Origin of the sequence: Cellulosimicrobium marinum, from assembly GCF_020551945.1 — a bacterium.
GTDB classification, from domain to species: Bacteria; Actinomycetota; Actinomycetes; order Actinomycetales; family Cellulomonadaceae; genus Cellulosimicrobium; species Cellulosimicrobium marinum.
This window is the reverse complement of sequence record NZ_JAJBZH010000003.1, coordinates 516,347-530,893: the sequence shown is the minus strand read 5'-3', so window position 1 is coordinate 530,893 and position 14,547 is coordinate 516,347. Positions and strand designations below refer to the sequence as shown.

At 75.1% G+C, this 14,547-nt stretch carries 16 protein-coding genes and 1 tRNA gene; 7 read left to right on the top strand and 10 right to left on the bottom strand.

Going from position 1 to position 14,547, the window contains the following annotated elements:
* Window positions 1–260 precede the first annotated feature (260 nt).
* Both LGQ04_RS09610 and LGQ04_RS09605 read right to left on the bottom strand, forming a co-directional pair.
* The gene (locus LGQ04_RS09610) at window positions 261–647 is read right to left on the bottom strand and encodes a GntR family transcriptional regulator (protein WP_229243455.1); all 387 of its coding nucleotides are present in this window, start codon (window positions 645–647) and stop codon (window positions 261–263) included.
* Window positions 637–1,620 (bottom strand): hypothetical protein, encoded by a 984-nt coding sequence (locus tag LGQ04_RS09605; protein WP_229243454.1) that lies wholly within the window; start codon window positions 1,618–1,620, stop codon window positions 637–639. The genes LGQ04_RS09610 and LGQ04_RS09605 overlap by 11 nt, the downstream gene beginning before the upstream one ends.
* 104 nt (window positions 1,621–1,724) lie before the next feature.
* Between LGQ04_RS09605 and LGQ04_RS09600 the strand changes: the two genes are divergently transcribed.
* Together LGQ04_RS09600 and LGQ04_RS09595 are read left to right on the top strand one after the other, a co-directional pair.
* Entirely contained in the window at window positions 1,725–3,044 is a 1,320-nt protein-coding gene (locus LGQ04_RS09600) for a phosphotransferase (protein ID WP_229243453.1), read from the top strand.
* Window positions 3,045–3,145: 101 nt separating this feature from the next.
* Entirely contained in the window at window positions 3,146–3,649 is a 504-nt protein-coding gene (locus LGQ04_RS09595) for a hypothetical protein (protein ID WP_229243452.1), read from the top strand.
* 100 nt (window positions 3,650–3,749) lie between these two features.
* Here LGQ04_RS09595 and LGQ04_RS09590 read toward each other — a convergent pair whose 3' ends face one another.
* Genes LGQ04_RS09590 through LGQ04_RS09555 form a run of 8 tightly spaced genes read right to left on the bottom strand, consistent with a single transcriptional unit; the run spans window position 3,750 to window position 11,346 of the window.
* On the bottom strand, window positions 3,750–4,421 hold the full coding sequence (locus LGQ04_RS09590) for a response regulator transcription factor (RefSeq protein ID WP_229243451.1): 672 nt from the start codon (window positions 4,419–4,421) through the stop codon (window positions 3,750–3,752).
* Window positions 4,418–6,103: a sensor histidine kinase gene (locus tag LGQ04_RS09585; RefSeq protein WP_229243450.1), complete on the bottom strand. Its 1,686-nt coding sequence runs from the start codon at window positions 6,101–6,103 to the stop codon at window positions 4,418–4,420. The genes LGQ04_RS09590 and LGQ04_RS09585 overlap by 4 nt, the downstream gene beginning before the upstream one ends.
* Window positions 6,103–6,435, bottom strand: coding sequence for a hypothetical protein (locus LGQ04_RS09580; RefSeq protein WP_229243449.1), 333 nt, complete (start codon window positions 6,433–6,435; stop codon window positions 6,103–6,105). The genes LGQ04_RS09585 and LGQ04_RS09580 overlap by 1 nt, the downstream gene beginning before the upstream one ends.
* A 46-nt stretch (window positions 6,436–6,481) precedes the next feature.
* The gene (locus LGQ04_RS09575) at window positions 6,482–7,501 is read right to left on the bottom strand and encodes an adenosine deaminase (RefSeq protein WP_229243448.1); all 1,020 of its coding nucleotides are present in this window, start codon (window positions 7,499–7,501) and stop codon (window positions 6,482–6,484) included.
* A gap of 57 nt (window positions 7,502–7,558) precedes the next feature.
* Window positions 7,559–8,206: a response regulator gene (locus LGQ04_RS09570; RefSeq protein WP_229243447.1), complete on the bottom strand. Its 648-nt coding sequence runs from the start codon at window positions 8,204–8,206 to the stop codon at window positions 7,559–7,561.
* On the bottom strand, window positions 8,203–9,474 hold the full coding sequence (locus LGQ04_RS17725) for a sensor histidine kinase (RefSeq protein ID WP_229243446.1): 1,272 nt from the start codon (window positions 9,472–9,474) through the stop codon (window positions 8,203–8,205). Before LGQ04_RS17725 ends, LGQ04_RS09570 begins: the two co-directional genes overlap by 4 nt.
* Complete coding sequence (locus LGQ04_RS09560; protein WP_229243445.1) at window positions 9,461–10,342, bottom strand: ABC transporter permease; 882 nt, start codon at window positions 10,340–10,342, stop codon at window positions 9,461–9,463. Before LGQ04_RS09560 ends, LGQ04_RS17725 begins: the two co-directional genes overlap by 14 nt.
* The gene (locus LGQ04_RS09555) at window positions 10,339–11,346 is read right to left on the bottom strand and encodes an ABC transporter ATP-binding protein (protein WP_229243444.1); all 1,008 of its coding nucleotides are present in this window, start codon (window positions 11,344–11,346) and stop codon (window positions 10,339–10,341) included. Before LGQ04_RS09555 ends, LGQ04_RS09560 begins: the two co-directional genes overlap by 4 nt.
* 216 nt (window positions 11,347–11,562) lie before the next feature.
* On the opposite strand from LGQ04_RS09555, the gene LGQ04_RS09550 reads away from it, so the two are divergent.
* The 5 genes from LGQ04_RS09550 to rplA all read left to right on the top strand — a co-directional run bounded on the left by LGQ04_RS09550 (window position 11,563) and on the right by rplA (window position 14,474).
* A tRNA-Trp gene (locus tag LGQ04_RS09550) sits at window positions 11,563–11,635 on the top strand.
* 107 nt (window positions 11,636–11,742) lie between these two features.
* Window positions 11,743–12,024, top strand: a complete 282-nt coding sequence (gene secE / locus LGQ04_RS09545) for a preprotein translocase subunit SecE (RefSeq protein ID WP_372470032.1) — start codon at window positions 11,743–11,745, stop codon at window positions 12,022–12,024.
* 125 nt (window positions 12,025–12,149) lie between these two features.
* On the top strand, window positions 12,150–12,941 hold the full coding sequence (gene nusG / locus LGQ04_RS09540; RefSeq protein WP_229243443.1) for a transcription termination/antitermination protein NusG: 792 nt from the start codon (window positions 12,150–12,152) through the stop codon (window positions 12,939–12,941).
* A 109-nt stretch (window positions 12,942–13,050) separates the two neighbouring features.
* The gene (rplK, locus tag LGQ04_RS09535) at window positions 13,051–13,482 is read left to right on the top strand and encodes a 50S ribosomal protein L11 (RefSeq protein ID WP_229243442.1); all 432 of its coding nucleotides are present in this window, start codon (window positions 13,051–13,053) and stop codon (window positions 13,480–13,482) included.
* Window positions 13,483–13,757: 275 nt separating this feature from the next.
* Window positions 13,758–14,474: a 50S ribosomal protein L1 gene (gene rplA / locus LGQ04_RS09530; RefSeq protein WP_229243441.1), complete on the top strand. Its 717-nt coding sequence runs from the start codon at window positions 13,758–13,760 to the stop codon at window positions 14,472–14,474.
* Window positions 14,475–14,547 lie beyond the last annotated feature (73 nt).

Below are 14,547 nucleotides of genomic sequence, written 5' to 3'. Positions count from 1 at the left end.
GTCGGTCCCCCGTCCTCCTGCGCCGCGCGGGCCTCTCGTGACGCACCGGGCGGAGGTCCATCATCCGCCGCGCGCGGCGTGGCGCCACCCCGGCGTCCCGACGGCGCCACGATCGTGACGCTCTCGTGACACCCGGCGCGCTCGTGGTCCAGGACGCGCGCGGCGCGCGCACCGTGGAGTCCTGCGGGGACGGAGCGGTCAGGGCGGTCCGGGTGGTCCGGGCGGTCAGGTCGGCTGGGCGGGGAGGGCCGTCAGGGGCGTCAGGACGTCGGGTCGGGGTCCTGCGCGAGGGCCGTGCGGACGAGGTCGAGGACGGTCGCGTCGTCGAGCCCGGAGTGCCGGGCCGTCGCGACGAGGTCGCGGGCCGCGCGCCGGGCGTCCACGTCGGAGGGTGTGACGCCGTCGGCGACGACCGTCCCGGCGCGCCGGCGGGTCACCACCACCCCCGCCGCCTCCAGCTCGCGGTAGGCCCGCGCGACCGTCCCGGCGGCGAGCCCGAGGTCGCTCGCGAGCGCACGGATGGGCGGCAGCCGGTCACCGGGGGAGAGGTGACCGGCCGCGACGTGCGCGACGACCTGGGCGCGGATCTGCGCGTAGGGCGGGTCGGGGGCGTCGAGGTCGATCTCGACGCGCAGGTCAGCGGGCATCCGCGCTCCTCGTCGCCGGGACCGCGCCGGGGCTGTGCTGCGCGTCGCCGGCGCGGTCGGGCAGGCGGGGGGCCGGGCCGGGGACGAGCGCGACGGCCACCACGGCGAGGAGCAGCGCGACGCCGAGCGTGAGGGCGACGACGCCCGCCGGACCGGCGGCTCCGGCGCTCGCGCCGTTCGCGGCGGCACCGGCGGCGAGGCGGTGCGCGGCGGTGCCCCCGACGAGGAGCATGCCCGCGGCGGTGAGCCCGACGGTGAGCTGCGCGCCGCGGAGCAGCCGGTGGGCGGACAGGCGGCGCAGGTCGAGGTCCCAGCGCGCGTCGACCCCGGCGACCGCGGGGCGACGGACGACGAGGCGCAGGCACGCCTCGGCGCCGAGGAGCACGAGCAGGCACGCGCCGAGCAGGGGCAGGCCGTAGAACCAGCCCGGGTAGGGGCTGCTGGCGCCGGAGACGAGGTCGTCGACGTAGCCGACGGAGCGGCCGTCCGGTCGCGCGGTGAGCCCACCGAGGAGGCACGCGAGGGCGGCGACCGCGCCCGTGGTCCACGTCCAGCGGCGCAGGCGGGCCGGCGCGACGTCGTGCACGGAGCGGGGCACGAGGCTCGCGGACCGGCGCGCCCCGGCGGGTGAGGGCCACGTGACCTCGGTGAGGGCGAGGGCGGCGAGGAAGGTGAGGCCCGCGGTGGCGGGCAGGAGCCCGACGGCGACGCCGGCCCCGAGACCGGAGAGGGTGCTCGCGGCGGTGTGCGCGGCGAGCAGGAGGGCTCCGGCCGCGGCGACGAGGGCGAGGGCGGCGCCGGTGCCGGCGTGCCGGCGGGCGCGGCGGGCCGCGGCGGGGTCCGTGACGCCGGGCGGGGCCTGGTCGGCCGGGGGGCGGACCGTGACGGCGGCGACGAGCCAGACGAGCACCGCGACGGGCGCGACGACGAGCAGGCCGACCAGGGCAATATGTATTGACACAATGTTCATCATCGGGCCCTCCCGGCCCGGCGTCAAGAGGGGGGCGACCGCGGCGGATGAGAGGTCTCTCATCCGGGTCTCACACCACCCCCACGTCGCCGCGCTCTGCTGGGGGCATGAGCCCCACGACCGCCACCCGGCCGGGCCAGGGGTCCGCCCCGGCCACGGACCCCGACCACACGCGCTGGCTCGAGCTCCTCACCGGGCCGGCAGCCGCGGACGTCCTCGCGGCCGCGCTCGGGGCCGACGGCGCCCGGCTCGGCACGTGGCGCGTCGACCAGGTCCACGCGCGACCGGGCGCGGAGGTCACCGTGGGGTTCGACGTCGTCGCCCACCGCGACGCGGCGCCGCTCGCCGAGGGTGCGCCCCGGTCCGTCGAGGCGGTCGAGTACCTCCTCGCGACCACCGCCGACCTGCCCGCCGGGTCGCTCGGCGCCGGTGTCGTGCGGCTCGCCGACGAGGACCGGGTCCTGCACGTGTGGCGGCACCCCGCCGACCCGCTCCTGCCCGGGCTGGCCGAGGCCTGCGACGCCGACGCCCTCACGCGTCGGCTGCGGGCGTCCGGGCACCCGGTCGACGTCGTCTCCGTCGAGGTCGTGGCCTACCGTCCCCTGCGCCGCGCGGTGCTGCGTGCCCGCACGACGCGCGGCGTCGTGTACGTCAAGGTGGTCCGTCCCGACCGTGTCCGGTCCGTCGTGCGCCGCCACGTCCTGCTCGGGGGAGGGGACCGGCCGCCGGGTGCGGTGCGCGGACCACGGTGCCTCACCTGGAGCGCGGACGGCGTCGTCGTCCTCGAGGAGGCGCACGGCCGGTCGCTCGCCCAGCACCTCGCCGCGACGCCGGTGGCCTCGCGCGCCACGGCGTTCGACCCGCGCGCGCTGCTCCGCGCCCTCGACGAGCTGCCCCCCGCCGCCACGGCGCTCACCCGGCGCGCGGCCTGGGCGGCGCGCGTCCACCGCTACGCGCGGACGGCGGTCGAGGTGCACGGGCTCGACGCCGCGCGCGCCGACGCCGTCGCGCAGGCCGTCGCGGCCGTCGACGAGCACGCGCTCGGGCCCGTCGTCGCGACGCACGGGGACTTCCACGCCGCCAACGTGCTCCTCGCCGACGCCGCGGGCGATCGCGTGGGCGTGCTCCTCGACCTCGACACGCTGGGGCCGGGCCACCGGGTCGACGACCTCGCGTGCGTGGTGGCCCACCTCGCCGTGCTCCCCAGCCTCTCGCCGGGCGACTACGCCGGGTCGGAAGGCCTCGTCGAGCGGTGCCTCGCGGAGTTCGACCGCGCCGTCGACCCCGCGGTCCTGCGCGCCCGGACAGCAGGGGTGGTCCTGTCGCTGGCGTCCGGCGCGGTGGACGCCGCGCTGGCGCGCACGTGGCTGGCGATCGCCGAGGGACTCGTCGCCGACGCCGTGCGCGCCGGCCACCGCGTTCCCTGAGAGGTCTCTCATCGGCGGCTCCTCGCCGTCTCACCCACCCCCGAAAGACTCGGTCCAGACGCGGACACCAGGACCGCGCACCGACACGAAGGAGCAGGACCATGAAGGCTCGCAGCGCATGGATCGTCACCGGGGCGCTCGGCGCCGTCGCCCTCGGCGCCACCGTCGCCACCGCGCAGGGCGCGTTCGACGCACCCGACGACGCCGTCGTCTCGCCCGCCGCGGAGGTCACCACCCCCTCGTCGTCCCCGAGCGGGTCGCCGAGCCCCAGCGCCGTGCAGAACGGGTCGTCCGTGACGACGGTGACGGCGCAGACCACGGTGTCGGCGCAGACCGCCCAGACGGTGCAGAGCGCGGTGTCGGCGCAGACGGCGCAGACCGCGGTGTCGGCGCAGACGGCGCAGACCGCGGCCTCCGCCCCGACGCCGGCGTCGGCCCAGACCCCGGCCTCCGCGCAGACGGCCCAGACCCCGGCCTCGGCACCGACGGCGCAGTCGCCGGCCTCGGCGCCGACCGCTCAGACGGCGCCCTCGGCGCAGACCCCGGCCAGCCCGGCCAGCCCGGCCAGCCCGGTCACGCCGCCGACGCCGCAGTCGGCCGCCTGAGCCCCCGTGCCGCGGGGCCTCCCGCGCGACGACGCCCGTCCCCCGCCCGGGGCGGGCGTCGTCGTGTCGAGGGGGGCTCGTCAGCCGCTCGAGGGGTGCGTCAGCCGCGTGACGTGTCGGCGAGGCGGTACCCCATGCCCCGCACCGTGACGACGTGCTCCGCGCCGAGCTTGTTGCGCAGGTAGCGCACGTACACGTCGACCACGTTCGAGCCGGGGTCGAAGTCGTAGCCCCACACCCGCGACAGGAGCTGCTCGCGGCTGAGCACCTGCCCGGGGTTGCGCAGGAACGCCTCGGCGAGGGCGAACTCCCGCGCGGAGAGGTCCACCTCGCGGTCGCCGGTCCGGGCGCGGCGCGTCCGGAGGTCGAGGCTGAGGCTCCCGTGGGTGAGCACCGTGACCTCGCCCGCCGGCTCGGCGCGCAGGCGCAGCCGGATGCGTGCCAGGAGCTCCTCGAACCGGAACGGCTTCGCCATGTAGTCGTCCGCGCCGCCCTCCAGCCCGGCGACGGTGTCGTGGACCGACGTGCGCGCCGTGAGGATGATGACGGGGATCGCGTTGCCGGTCTCCCGCAGGCGCCGCAGCACGGTGAACCCGTCCTGGTCGGGCAGCCCGATGTCGAGCACGAGGAGGGCGAAGTCGCCCGTGCTGGCGAGGTCGAACGCCTCGCGCCCGGTCGCGACGGTGGTGCTGGCGTACCCCGCGGACCGCAGGCCCTTGGCGACGAACGACGCGATGCGGGTCTCGTCCTCGGCGACGAGGATCTGGCTCACGGGTGGGTCCTTCCGTCGGTGCGGGGCACGGCCGCCCCCGCGTCGTCGTCGCCCGGCGCGGGCAGGGTGGGCGTGGGTGCGGTCGGGACCGTCGGCACGGTGGGCGCGGTCGGGCCGGGCGCGGCCCTCCCCGTGCTCCCTGGCCCGGTCCACGTCGTGCCGGTCGGCACGGCCGCGGACTCGACCGGCAGGTCGAGGGTGAACGTCGAGCCCACGCCCGGCGTGGACGCGACGGACGCGTGCCCGCCGTGACCCTCGGCGATCGCGCTGACGATGGCCAGGCCCAGGCCGGCGCCCTCGGGGCGCTCGCGGCCCGCGGGCGCCGGGGCCTGGGCGAAGCGCTCGAAGATGCGGTCCGCCTGGTCCGGGGCGATCCCGACCCCCTCGTCGCGCACCCACAGGCGCAGGCGCGTGCCGTCGTCGGACACCGCGGACCCGATCGCGACGACCGTGCCGTCGGCGGAGAACTTCACCGCGTTCGCGGCGAGCTGCAGGAGGGCCTGGGTGAGCCGCTGGGAGTCGACCGGTGCGACGACGTCGGCGCGGGCGTCGACGAGCCAGCGCCGGTCCCCGAGCGTGCGGATCTTGTCGTGCACGTCGTCGGTGAGGCGGCCGACGTCCGCGTCGGCGGGGCGCACGAAGTCGGGGCGGCCGATCGTCGCGAGGGTGACGAGGTCGTCGACGAGGCGGTTCATCCGGTCGAGCTCGTCGAGCGTGAGGTCGCGGGTCTCGCGCGCGTCCTGCGGGTCCTGCGGGTCCATGAGCTCGAGGTGGCCCCGGACCACCGTGAGAGGGGTGCGCAGCTCGTGCCCGACGTCGTCGAGCAGGCGCCGCTGCGACTCGAACGCGCCCTCGAGCCGGTCGAGCATCCCGTTGACCGTGCGCGACAGGTGGGACAGGTCGTCGTTCCCCGTGACGGGGATGCGCGCGGACAGGTCGCTCTCGCCGATGTCCTGCGCGGTGCGGGCGAGGACGCGGATCGGGCGCAGGAGCCGCCCGGCGACCACCCAGCCGACGACGCCCGTGAGCAGGAGCGCGACGAGCGCGACGAGCGCGTAGGTGCCGAACACCCGCGTGAACTCCGCCTGCTCCGCCCCGCGGTCGTAGGCGAGGACGAGCGCGGTCCCCGTGTCCGGGGTGACGGGGGCGCCGGGGGAGGGCGGGGGCGTCTGCCCGGTCGCCGAGGCGTCCGCGGACGTCGGGTCGGCGAGGACCGGCACGACGACCGCGCGGTAGTCGGCGACCGGTGTCGTCACGGACCGCAGGACCGTCCGGGTGCCGGCGACGTCGGCGGCGAGGGCCTCCAGGAGCGCCGGGTCGTCCTCGAGATGGACCTGCACGCTCTGCTGGGTGACGAGCGGCGCACGCGCGTCGCGCAGCCCCACGACGCCCTCGTTGCGGGCGGGGACCATGAGCTGCATGGCGGCCACCACGACGTCCTCGGTCGACGAGAACGGCTCACCGGTCACCGGGTTGGTCCCGGACGCGCTGAGGGTGCTCACCTCGCCCGCCGCCTGCCGCAGGCTCTCGTCGATCCGTGCGTCGACCTGCTCGCGCTGCAGCAGGTAGGCCGCGCCGCCGGCGAGGACGAGCGCGAACGCGCTGAGGGCGAGGAACGCGGCGAGCATGCGGGCGCGCACGGTGAGCACGACCCGGCCCTGACCCGTCGGGCGACGGGCCATCAGTCGTCCCCGTCGTCGTCGTCGCCACCGTCATCGCTGTCGTCGTCGTCATCGCTGTCGTCATCATCATCGTCGTCGTCGTCGTCGTCGTCGCTCGCGGGCGGCGGCGGCACGACCGGCGCGACGGACTCCGTGGGCTCCGGCGACGTGGTGGGCGTCGGGTCCGTCGGCTCGCTCGTCGTGGAGGGGTCCGGCGTGGGGACCGGCGTCACGACGACCGCCCCACCGATCTCCACGTCGTCGGGCCGGCTCGTGAGCGCGCTCGCGGTGACGGTCCCGGCGAGGAGCACGACGAGGACGCCCACGATCCACGCGGCGGTCCGACGGCTCATGGACCCAGTATCCGAGACCCGGATGAGATGCACATGAGAGCGCGTGTCAGCCCTCCGCGAGCCAGGCGTCCACGCCTGCCAGCAGCCGCCGCCGCGTGAGCGACGACGCGCGGCTGGCCCGGATCGACGACCGGGCGAGCGCGGCGAGCTCGGCGTCGGAGAACCCGTGCTCGGTGCGCGCCGTCTCGTACTGCGCGACGAGCCGGGACCCGAACAGCAGCGGGTCGTCCGCGCCGAGCGCCACCCGCGCCCCCGCGTCGACGAGCGCGCCGAGCGGGACCTGCCGCGCGTCGTCGTACACGCCGAGGGAGACGTTCGACGCCGGGCACACCTCGAGCGCCACCCCGCGCCCCACCAGGTCGTCGAGGACGTGCCGGTCCTCCGCCGAGCGCACGCCGTGCCCCAGCCGGTCGGGCGCGAGCTCGCGCACCACCTCGTGCACGTGGGCCGGCCCGAGGAGCTCCCCGCCGTGCGGCACCGACGCGAGGCCCGCGCGCCGCGCGATCGCGAACGCGCGGGCGAACTCCGCCGTGTCGCCGCGCCGCTCGTCGTTGCTCAGCCCGAACCCCACGACGTCGCCCGGCCCCTCGCCCGCGTAGCGGGCCGCGAGCCGCGCGAGGGTGCGCGCGTCGAGCGGGTGGCGCATGCGCGACGCCGCGACGACGACCGCGACCTCGGTGCCCGTCTCGGCGCTCGCGGACCGCGCGGCGTCGAGCACGATCTCCACCGCGGGCGTGATCCCGCCGACGAACGGGGCGTACGACGTCGGGTCCACCTGGATCTCCAATCGCCCGGAGCCCTCGGCGGCGTCGTCCTGCGCGGCCTCCAGGACGATGCGGCGCATGTCCGCCTCGGAGCGCACGCACGCGCGCGCGGCGTCGTACAGGCGCTGGAAGCGGAACCACCCCCGCTCGGTGGGGGGCAGGCGCAGCGGGTCGCCGTCGATCAGGGCGTGCGGCAGGCGGACGCCGTAGTGCTCGGCCAGGTCGCGCAGGGTCTCGACCCGCATCGAGCCCGTGAAGTGCAGGTGCAGGTGGGCCTTGGGGAGCGTCGCCAGGTCTCGCACACGCGGAGTCTGCCACGCGCCTCACCGGGAGGCTCACCGGCCGGCTCACCGGCCGACTCACCGGCCGACGAGGTAGCCCCGCTCCATCGCGACGGTCACCGCGGCCGTCCGGTCGTCCACCCCGAGCTTGCCGAACACGCGCAGCAGGTGCGTCTTGACCGTGGTCTCCGCGATGAACAGCTCCCGGCCGACCGCCGCGTTGGACAGCCCGCGCGCGACCAGCCGCAGCACCTCGACCTCGCGGTCGGTCAGCCGTTCGCCGCGCACCGACGTCACGAGGCGGGTCGCGACGCTCGGCGCGAGCACCGTCTGCCCACGGGCTGCGGCGCGCACCCCCGCGACCAGCTCGTCGCGCGGCGTGTCCTTGAGCAGGTAGCCCGTCGCGCCGGCCTCGACCGCGCGCAGGATGTCGGCGTCGGTCTCGTACGTCGTGAGCACGACGACGCGCGGCCGGTCCGGCGCGGTGACCGCACCGCGGGCGGACCCGAGGATCTGCGCGGTCGCGCCGACGCCGTCGAGGACGGGCATGCGCAGGTCCATGAGGACGACGTCGGGCGCGAGCTCGGCCGCGAGGGCGACGGCCCGCGCCCCGTCCTCGGCCTCGCCCACGACGTCGAGGTCCGGCTCGGCGGCGAGCAGCCCGACGAGCCCGGAGCGCACCACGGGGTGGTCGTCGACGACGAGCACGCGCACCGAGGCGTTCACCGTGCACCGCCCGGGTCGCCGACCCGCGGGAGCTCGACCACGACAGACGTGCCGCCGCCGCTCCCGGGACCGAGCCGGACCGTGCCGCCGCCGACGGCGACCCGCTCGCGCATCCCCCGCAGGCCGTAGCCCTCGGTGACGTCGCCGGGCAGGCCGCGACCGTCGTCGTGCACCTCGAGGCGGGTGCGCACGCCGTCCTGCGCGAGCACGATCCGGACGGCGTGCGCGGCCGCGTGCCGCCGGACGTTCGCCAGGGCCTCCTGCGCCGAGCGCAGCAGCACCACCTCGTCCGCGCTGGACAGCCCCGCGACGTCGGTCAGCCGCGCGGAGACGACGACGCCCGTCTCCGCCTCGAACCGGCCGGCGAGCCGCGCGAGGACCTCCCCGAGCGTGCCGCCGCCCATCAACGGGGCCGGACCCGACGCCGCGACGAGCGCCCGCGCCTCGGCGAGGTTGTCGCGCGCCGTCGCCTCGACGAGCCCGAGCCGCTCGCGGGCGGCGTCGGCCGCGCCGCGGTCCAGGTCCGCGCGGGCCGCCTGCGCGAGCATGACGACGCTCGTGAAGCCCTGCGCGAGCGTGTCGTGGATCTCCTGCGCGACGCGGTCGCGCTCCGCCGCCACGCCCGCCTCGTGGTGCGAGCGCGCGAGCTCCGCCTGGGTGGCGCGCAGCGCGTCGACGAGCCGCGCGTGCCGCTCCGCCTGCCGCATCGTGTGCGCCGTCCACAGCCCGAGCCCCAGGGAGAACGCCAGCGCGACGCCCATCTGCGGTGCGGTGCTCGCGAGCGCCGACGGCTCGACCCTCCCGGTCGCCGGGTCCCACGCGAGCGCCAGGGCCGTCCCGCCGGCCAGCACGACGCACAGCACGACCTGCGCCCACAGGTGCTCCGACAGCATCCAGATCTGGGTGAAGACCGCGAACAGCAGGAGCGTGCCGAGGGTGTCCTGCGCGGCGACGACGACGGTCGCCGCGACCGCGACGAGCAGGTACAGGTGGGCCGGGACCTGGTCGCGCGTGCGGGCGGCCCGCCTGCCGAACGTGGTGTAGGCGACCAGCAGGACCGCCGTCGCCGTCATCGCCACGGCGAGGGCCGGTCCGCGCACCTCGGACACGACGAGGGCCAGGGCGCTGAGCGTGACGATGACGTAGAACGCGACGTCCCACCAGCGCACGTCCCGCGCCCACGTGCCGTCGAGCTCGTCGGTGGCGCGCGGCGGCGCCCCCGGGTCCGCCGGCGCGCCGACCGCGCGTGCCCCGTCAGCCGTCGTCACGGCGCCGCCACCGGAACGTGCGCACCCCGACGACGAGACCCACCACCAGCCATGCGACCAGTACAGCAGCCGTCGCCGGGTGCTGCCACGACCCCGACGGCTCGAGGACCACGGCCTCCGCGGGGAGGAACACCGACCGCATCCCCTGCGCCATCCACTTCAGCGGGAACAGGGACGCGACCGTCTGCATCCACGACGGCAGCGCGAAGAACGCGAAGAACACGCCCGAGATGAACTGCAGCACCAGCACGACGGGCGTGACGACCGCCGTGACCGACTTCCCGGAGCGCGGGAGCGAGGAGAACCCGACGCCGCACACGGCGCCCGCCGCGCAGCCCAGGACGAAGACCCACGCGAACGTCGCGACCCGCGCGGCGCCGTCGGGCATGTCCCAGGGCATGGGCACGTCGAACGCGACGGCGGCCAGCGCGAGCAGCAGCACCGTCTGCACCACGGCCGTCGTCAGGACCAGGCCGATCTTGCCCAGGAAGTACGCCACCGGGGGCAGGGGAGTGGCGCGCAGGCGCTTGAGCGTGCCGTCGTCACGCTCCACCGCGATGGAGATCGCGAGCGACTGGAAGCCCGTGAGCATGATGCCCGTCGCGAGCATGCCCGGCAGGAAGTACTGCGCGAACGGCACGCCGTAGTCGGCCGTGGCCTGCTCCTGGCCGTCGAAGACCGTCGCGAAGATCGCGAGCATGATCACCGGGTACGTGAACACGAAGATCACGGCGTCGCGCTCGCGGAAGAACCCGCGCAGCTCCGCCCCGGTGCGGGCCAGCCCCAGGCGCGCGACGCCCGGCAGCGCGGGGGAGCGGCGCGCCCCGGGGGGCGGCGACGGTCGGGTCGGTGCGGTCGTGGTGCTCACGGTCGGGCCTCCTGGTCGGTCGTGCCGGCGCCCGCGGCGCCGATGAGGTCGAGGTAGACGTCCTCGAGGCTGGGCCGCGCGACCTCCAGGTCGGGCACCTCGCCGTCGGGGGAGGCCGCCGCCAGCTCGGCGACGAGAGCGGTCGGCCGGGCGGTGCTCCGCGACCGACGCACGCCGTCCTGGGTCCAGCGCACCACGGGGCGCCGGGCGTCCGGGCCGCCCAGCCGGTCCGGGGCGTCGAGGGCGACCACCACGCCGTCGCGCAGCACCGCCACGCGGTCCGCGAGCTGCGCCGCCTCGTCGAGGTAGTGCGTCGTGAGGAGGATCGTCGTGCCGTCGTCGCGCAGGGCGCGCACCAGGTCCCAGAACGCGCGCCGCGCCTGCGGGTCGAACCCCGTGGTCGGCTCGTCGAGGAACACGAGCTCGGGCCGCCCGACGATCCCGAGCGCGACGTCGAGCCGCCGCCGCTGCCCGCCCGAGAGCTGGCGCGTGCGCGTGCGGGCCTTCTCCCGCAGCCCGACGGCGTCGATCACCTGCTCCGGGTCGCGCGGCGCCGCGTAGAAGCCGGCGAAGTGCGCGACGATCTCCGCGACCGTGAACTCCGTGAGGTCCCGCGAGTCCTGCAGCACGACGCCGATCCTGTCCCGCCACGCGCGCCCCGCCGTCTGCGGGTCCGCGCCGAGGACGCTGACGTCGCCCGCGTCGCGCGAGCGGAAGCCCTCCAGGATCTCGACGGTCGTCGTCTTCCCGGCGCCGTTCGGCCCGAGCAGGGCGACGATCTCGCCGCGCTCGACCCGCAGGTCGACCCCGGCCACGGCCTGCTTGGCGCCGTACCGCTTGCGCAGCCCGCGCACCTCGATCGCGGGCCCCGCCGCCCGCCCGCCCGTGCTTCCGGCGGTGCTGGCGGCGGTGCTGGCGGCGGCGCTGGCGGCCGGGCTGCCGTGCCGGGCCGGCGCGGCCGCCGTCCCGCGGGCCGCGGCCGTCCCCTCTCGTGTGGTGTCCATGCCGACCAGCGTCGTCCGACGGCGCCCTCGCGCGCGACGCCCGATCGTCCGGACCTCGTGTCCACCGACCGGTGGACACGCTCGCCGTCCGTGGCGGACGTGGTTCGACCGCACGGCCGCGGTCGCGTACAGTGGTCCCTCGGTGGTGGACGCCCACCCTGCTGAACCGCGCCTCGACGGGCGGTACGGAGGGGAGAGGACGGGCGTCGATCGCGAAGGGTAGTGGCGCAATTGGTAGCGCAGCGGTCTCCAAAACCGCAGGTTGCAGGTTCGAGTCCTGTCTACCCTGCACAGCACCTCCCCCATGGGGGTCGTGCGTGGTCCGACTAACGGATTGCATCGAGAGGTTCCAGCAGGTCCAGGGCTCGTCCCGCACGTCAGCGATGGGGTAGATCAGTGAGCGAATCGCCTTCAGAGGCCGTGGGTGCGGACGGCGCACGCGCCGACGAGGTGAGGAAGGCGCGTCCTGCCGGGGAGAAGAAGCCCAACATCTTCGCCCGCATCGCCCTCTTCGTGCGCCAGGTGATCGCCGAGCTGCGCAAGGTGGTCACGCCGACGCGCTCCGAGCTGATCACCTACACGACGGTCGTCCTGGTGTTCGTGCTGGTCGTCATGGCCTTCGTGACGGTGCTCGACCTCGGGATCGGCAAGGCCGTCCTGTGGGTCTTCGGGGACTAGCCCGCCAGGACGCACCCCCGGTGTCGCCACACCGGCACCCGGCGCCCCTCGGGGCGCCGTCGGCGCTTCCAGCCGCAGTCCTTCCAGAAGTCATCGAAGCCGGTCAGCAGAAAGCAGGTTCGTTCGTGTCCCAGGAGTCGCTGGACCAGACGGAGAACGTCGACCCGACGCAGCCCGAGGGTGCCCAGGACGAGGTCGACGAGAGCACGGACGCGCCCGCGGCCGCCGACGAGTCCGCGACGGCGGACGACGACGCGCAGGACGCGGACGTCGAGGCCGAGGACGAGCGTCCCACCGACGAGGACGGCGACGTCATCGAGGACCCGGTCGCCGAGTTCAAGCGGACCCTGCGCTCGCAGCTCGGCGACTGGTACGTCATCCACTCCTACGCGGGCTACGAGAACCGTGTGAAGGCCAACCTGGAGAACCGCATCCAGAGCCTGAACATGGAGGACTACATCTTCCAGATCGAGGTCCCCATGGAGGAGGTGGCCGAGATCAAGAACGCGCAGAAGAAGATCGTGCGACGCGTGCGCATCCCCGGCTACGTCCTCGTGCGCATGGACCTCACCGACGAGTCGTGGGGCGCGGTGCGCCACACGCCCGGTGTCACCGGGTTCGTCGGTCACACCCACCAGCCGGTGCCGCTGACGCTCGACGAGGTCTTCTCGATGCTCGCGCCGATGCTGGCCCCCGCCCCGGAGCCCGGCAAGCCCGCCCCCGCGCAGGCCAAGGCCCCGATCGAGGTCGACTTCACGGTCGGCGAGTCCGTCACCGTCACCGACGGCCCGTTCGACACGCTGCCCGCGACGATCTCCGAGATCAACGTCGAGAACCAGAAGCTCAAGGTCCTCGTCTCCATCTTCGGCCGGGAGACCCCGGTCGAGCTGTCGTTCAACCAGGTCGCCAAGATCTGACACCCAGGTCCGCAACCTGGCGCGGCACGCCTGTGCCGCGTGAGCGCAGTACTGCAACCGGGTCATCGCCCACGGCGTCGGCCCACGAGAAGAAAGCCAGGGAAGAGTCATGCCTCCCAAGAAGAAGGTCTCCGGCCTCATCAAGCTCCAGATCCAGGCCGGTGCGGCGACGCCCGCCCCGCCGATCGGCCCCGCGCTCGGTCAGCACGGCGTGAACATCATGGAGTTCTGCAAGGCGTACAACGCGGCGACCGAGTCGCAGCGCGGCAACGTGATCCCGGTGGAGATCACGGTCTACGAGGACCGTTCCTTCACCTTCGTCACGAAGACGCCGCCGGCCGCGGAGCTCATCAAGAAGGCCGCGGGCGTCCAGAAGGGCTCGGCCACGCCGCACACCGTCAAGGTCGCGAAGATCACCGCGGACCAGGTGCGCGAGATCGCCCAGAGCAAGCTCGAGGACCTCAACGCGAACGACATCGACGCCGCGTCGAAGATCATCGCGGGCACGGCCCGCTCGATGGGCATCACCGTCGAGGGCTGAGCAGAGCGAGCGCGGAGGGAGGACGAGCGCCAGCGAGTCCTGCCGGAGCGTGAGCGGCGCTCGGCCCGACCACGAGACAGTGGGCTGAGCAGAGCGAACGCGGAGGGAGGACGAGCGCCAGCGAGTCCTGCCGGAGCGTGAGCGGCGCTCGGCCCGAGCGAAGGAACAGCGGGCTGAGCGTCGCTCGACACCTCAGATCGTCCGTCCGCGTCCGCGGGCGGCAGTGGCAGGGTCCGCGCGGACCCGTCGACCACGACTGCAGAAGGAGAAGCAGAATGGCAACGCGCAGCAAGGCGTACCGCAACGCCGAGGAGAAGATCGACCGCGAGCGTCTCTACGCTCCGCTCGAGGCCGTCCGTCTCGCGAAGGAGACGTCGACGGTCAAGTACGACGCGACCGTGGAGGTCGTCTTCCGCCTGGGTGTGGACCCGCGCAAGGCGGACCAGATGGTCCGTGGCACGGTGAACCTCCCGAACGGCACGGGTAAGACGGCCCGCGTCATCGTCTTCGCGAACGCGGCGAAGGCCGAGGAGGCCCGTGCGGCCGGTGCCGACGAGGTCGGCGGCGACGACCTCATCGAGAAGGTGGCCGGCGGGTACACCGACTTCGACGCCGCGGTGGCGACGCCGGACCTCATGGGCAAGGTCGGGCGCCTGGGCAAGGTGCTCGGTCCCCGCGGTCTGATGCCGAACCCGAAGACCGGCACCGTGACGATGGACGTGACGAAGGCCGTGTCCGACATCAAGGGCGGCAAGATCGAGTTCCGTGTCGACAAGCACTCGAACCTGCACTTCATCATCGGCAAGGTCTCGTTCGACGAGAAGGCGCTGGTGGAGAACTACGCGGCCGCGATCGAGGAGGTCCTGCGCCTCAAGCCGTCGTCCTCGAAGGGCCGCTACATCACGAAGGCGACGCTGACGACGACGATGGGCCCCGGCATCCCGCTGGACCAGTCCAAGACGACGAAGCTCCTGGAGGAGGACGCCGCCTGACGGTGGTCCTTCTCGGCGGCTGACAACGCGCACGACGGCGCGGCAACCTGCGGGGGGGCCGCGCCCTCGTCGT

Excerpts from the sequence above, each read along its gene's own strand:
- LGQ04_RS09610 (WP_229243455.1), bottom strand. The coding sequence starts at position 647 with ATGCCCGCTGACCTGCGCGTCGAGATCGACCTCGACGCCCCCGACCCG.
- LGQ04_RS09605 (WP_229243454.1), bottom strand. The coding sequence starts at position 1,620 with ATGATGAACATTGTGTCAATACATATTGCCCTGGTCGGCCTGCTCGTC.
- LGQ04_RS09600 (WP_229243453.1), top strand. The coding sequence starts at position 1,725 with ATGAGCCCCACGACCGCCACCCGGCCGGGCCAGGGGTCCGCCCCGGCC.
- LGQ04_RS09595 (WP_229243452.1), top strand. The coding sequence starts at position 3,146 with ATGAAGGCTCGCAGCGCATGGATCGTCACCGGGGCGCTCGGCGCCGTC.
- LGQ04_RS09585 (WP_229243450.1), bottom strand. The coding sequence starts at position 6,103 with ATGGCCCGTCGCCCGACGGGTCAGGGCCGGGTCGTGCTCACCGTGCGC.
- LGQ04_RS09580 (WP_229243449.1), bottom strand. The coding sequence starts at position 6,435 with ATGAGCCGTCGGACCGCCGCGTGGATCGTGGGCGTCCTCGTCGTGCTC.
- LGQ04_RS09555 (WP_229243444.1), bottom strand. The coding sequence starts at position 11,346 with ATGGACACCACACGAGAGGGGACGGCCGCGGCCCGCGGGACGGCGGCC.
- rplK (WP_229243442.1), top strand. The coding sequence starts at position 13,051 with ATGCCTCCCAAGAAGAAGGTCTCCGGCCTCATCAAGCTCCAGATCCAG.
- rplA (WP_229243441.1), top strand. The coding sequence starts at position 13,758 with ATGGCAACGCGCAGCAAGGCGTACCGCAACGCCGAGGAGAAGATCGAC.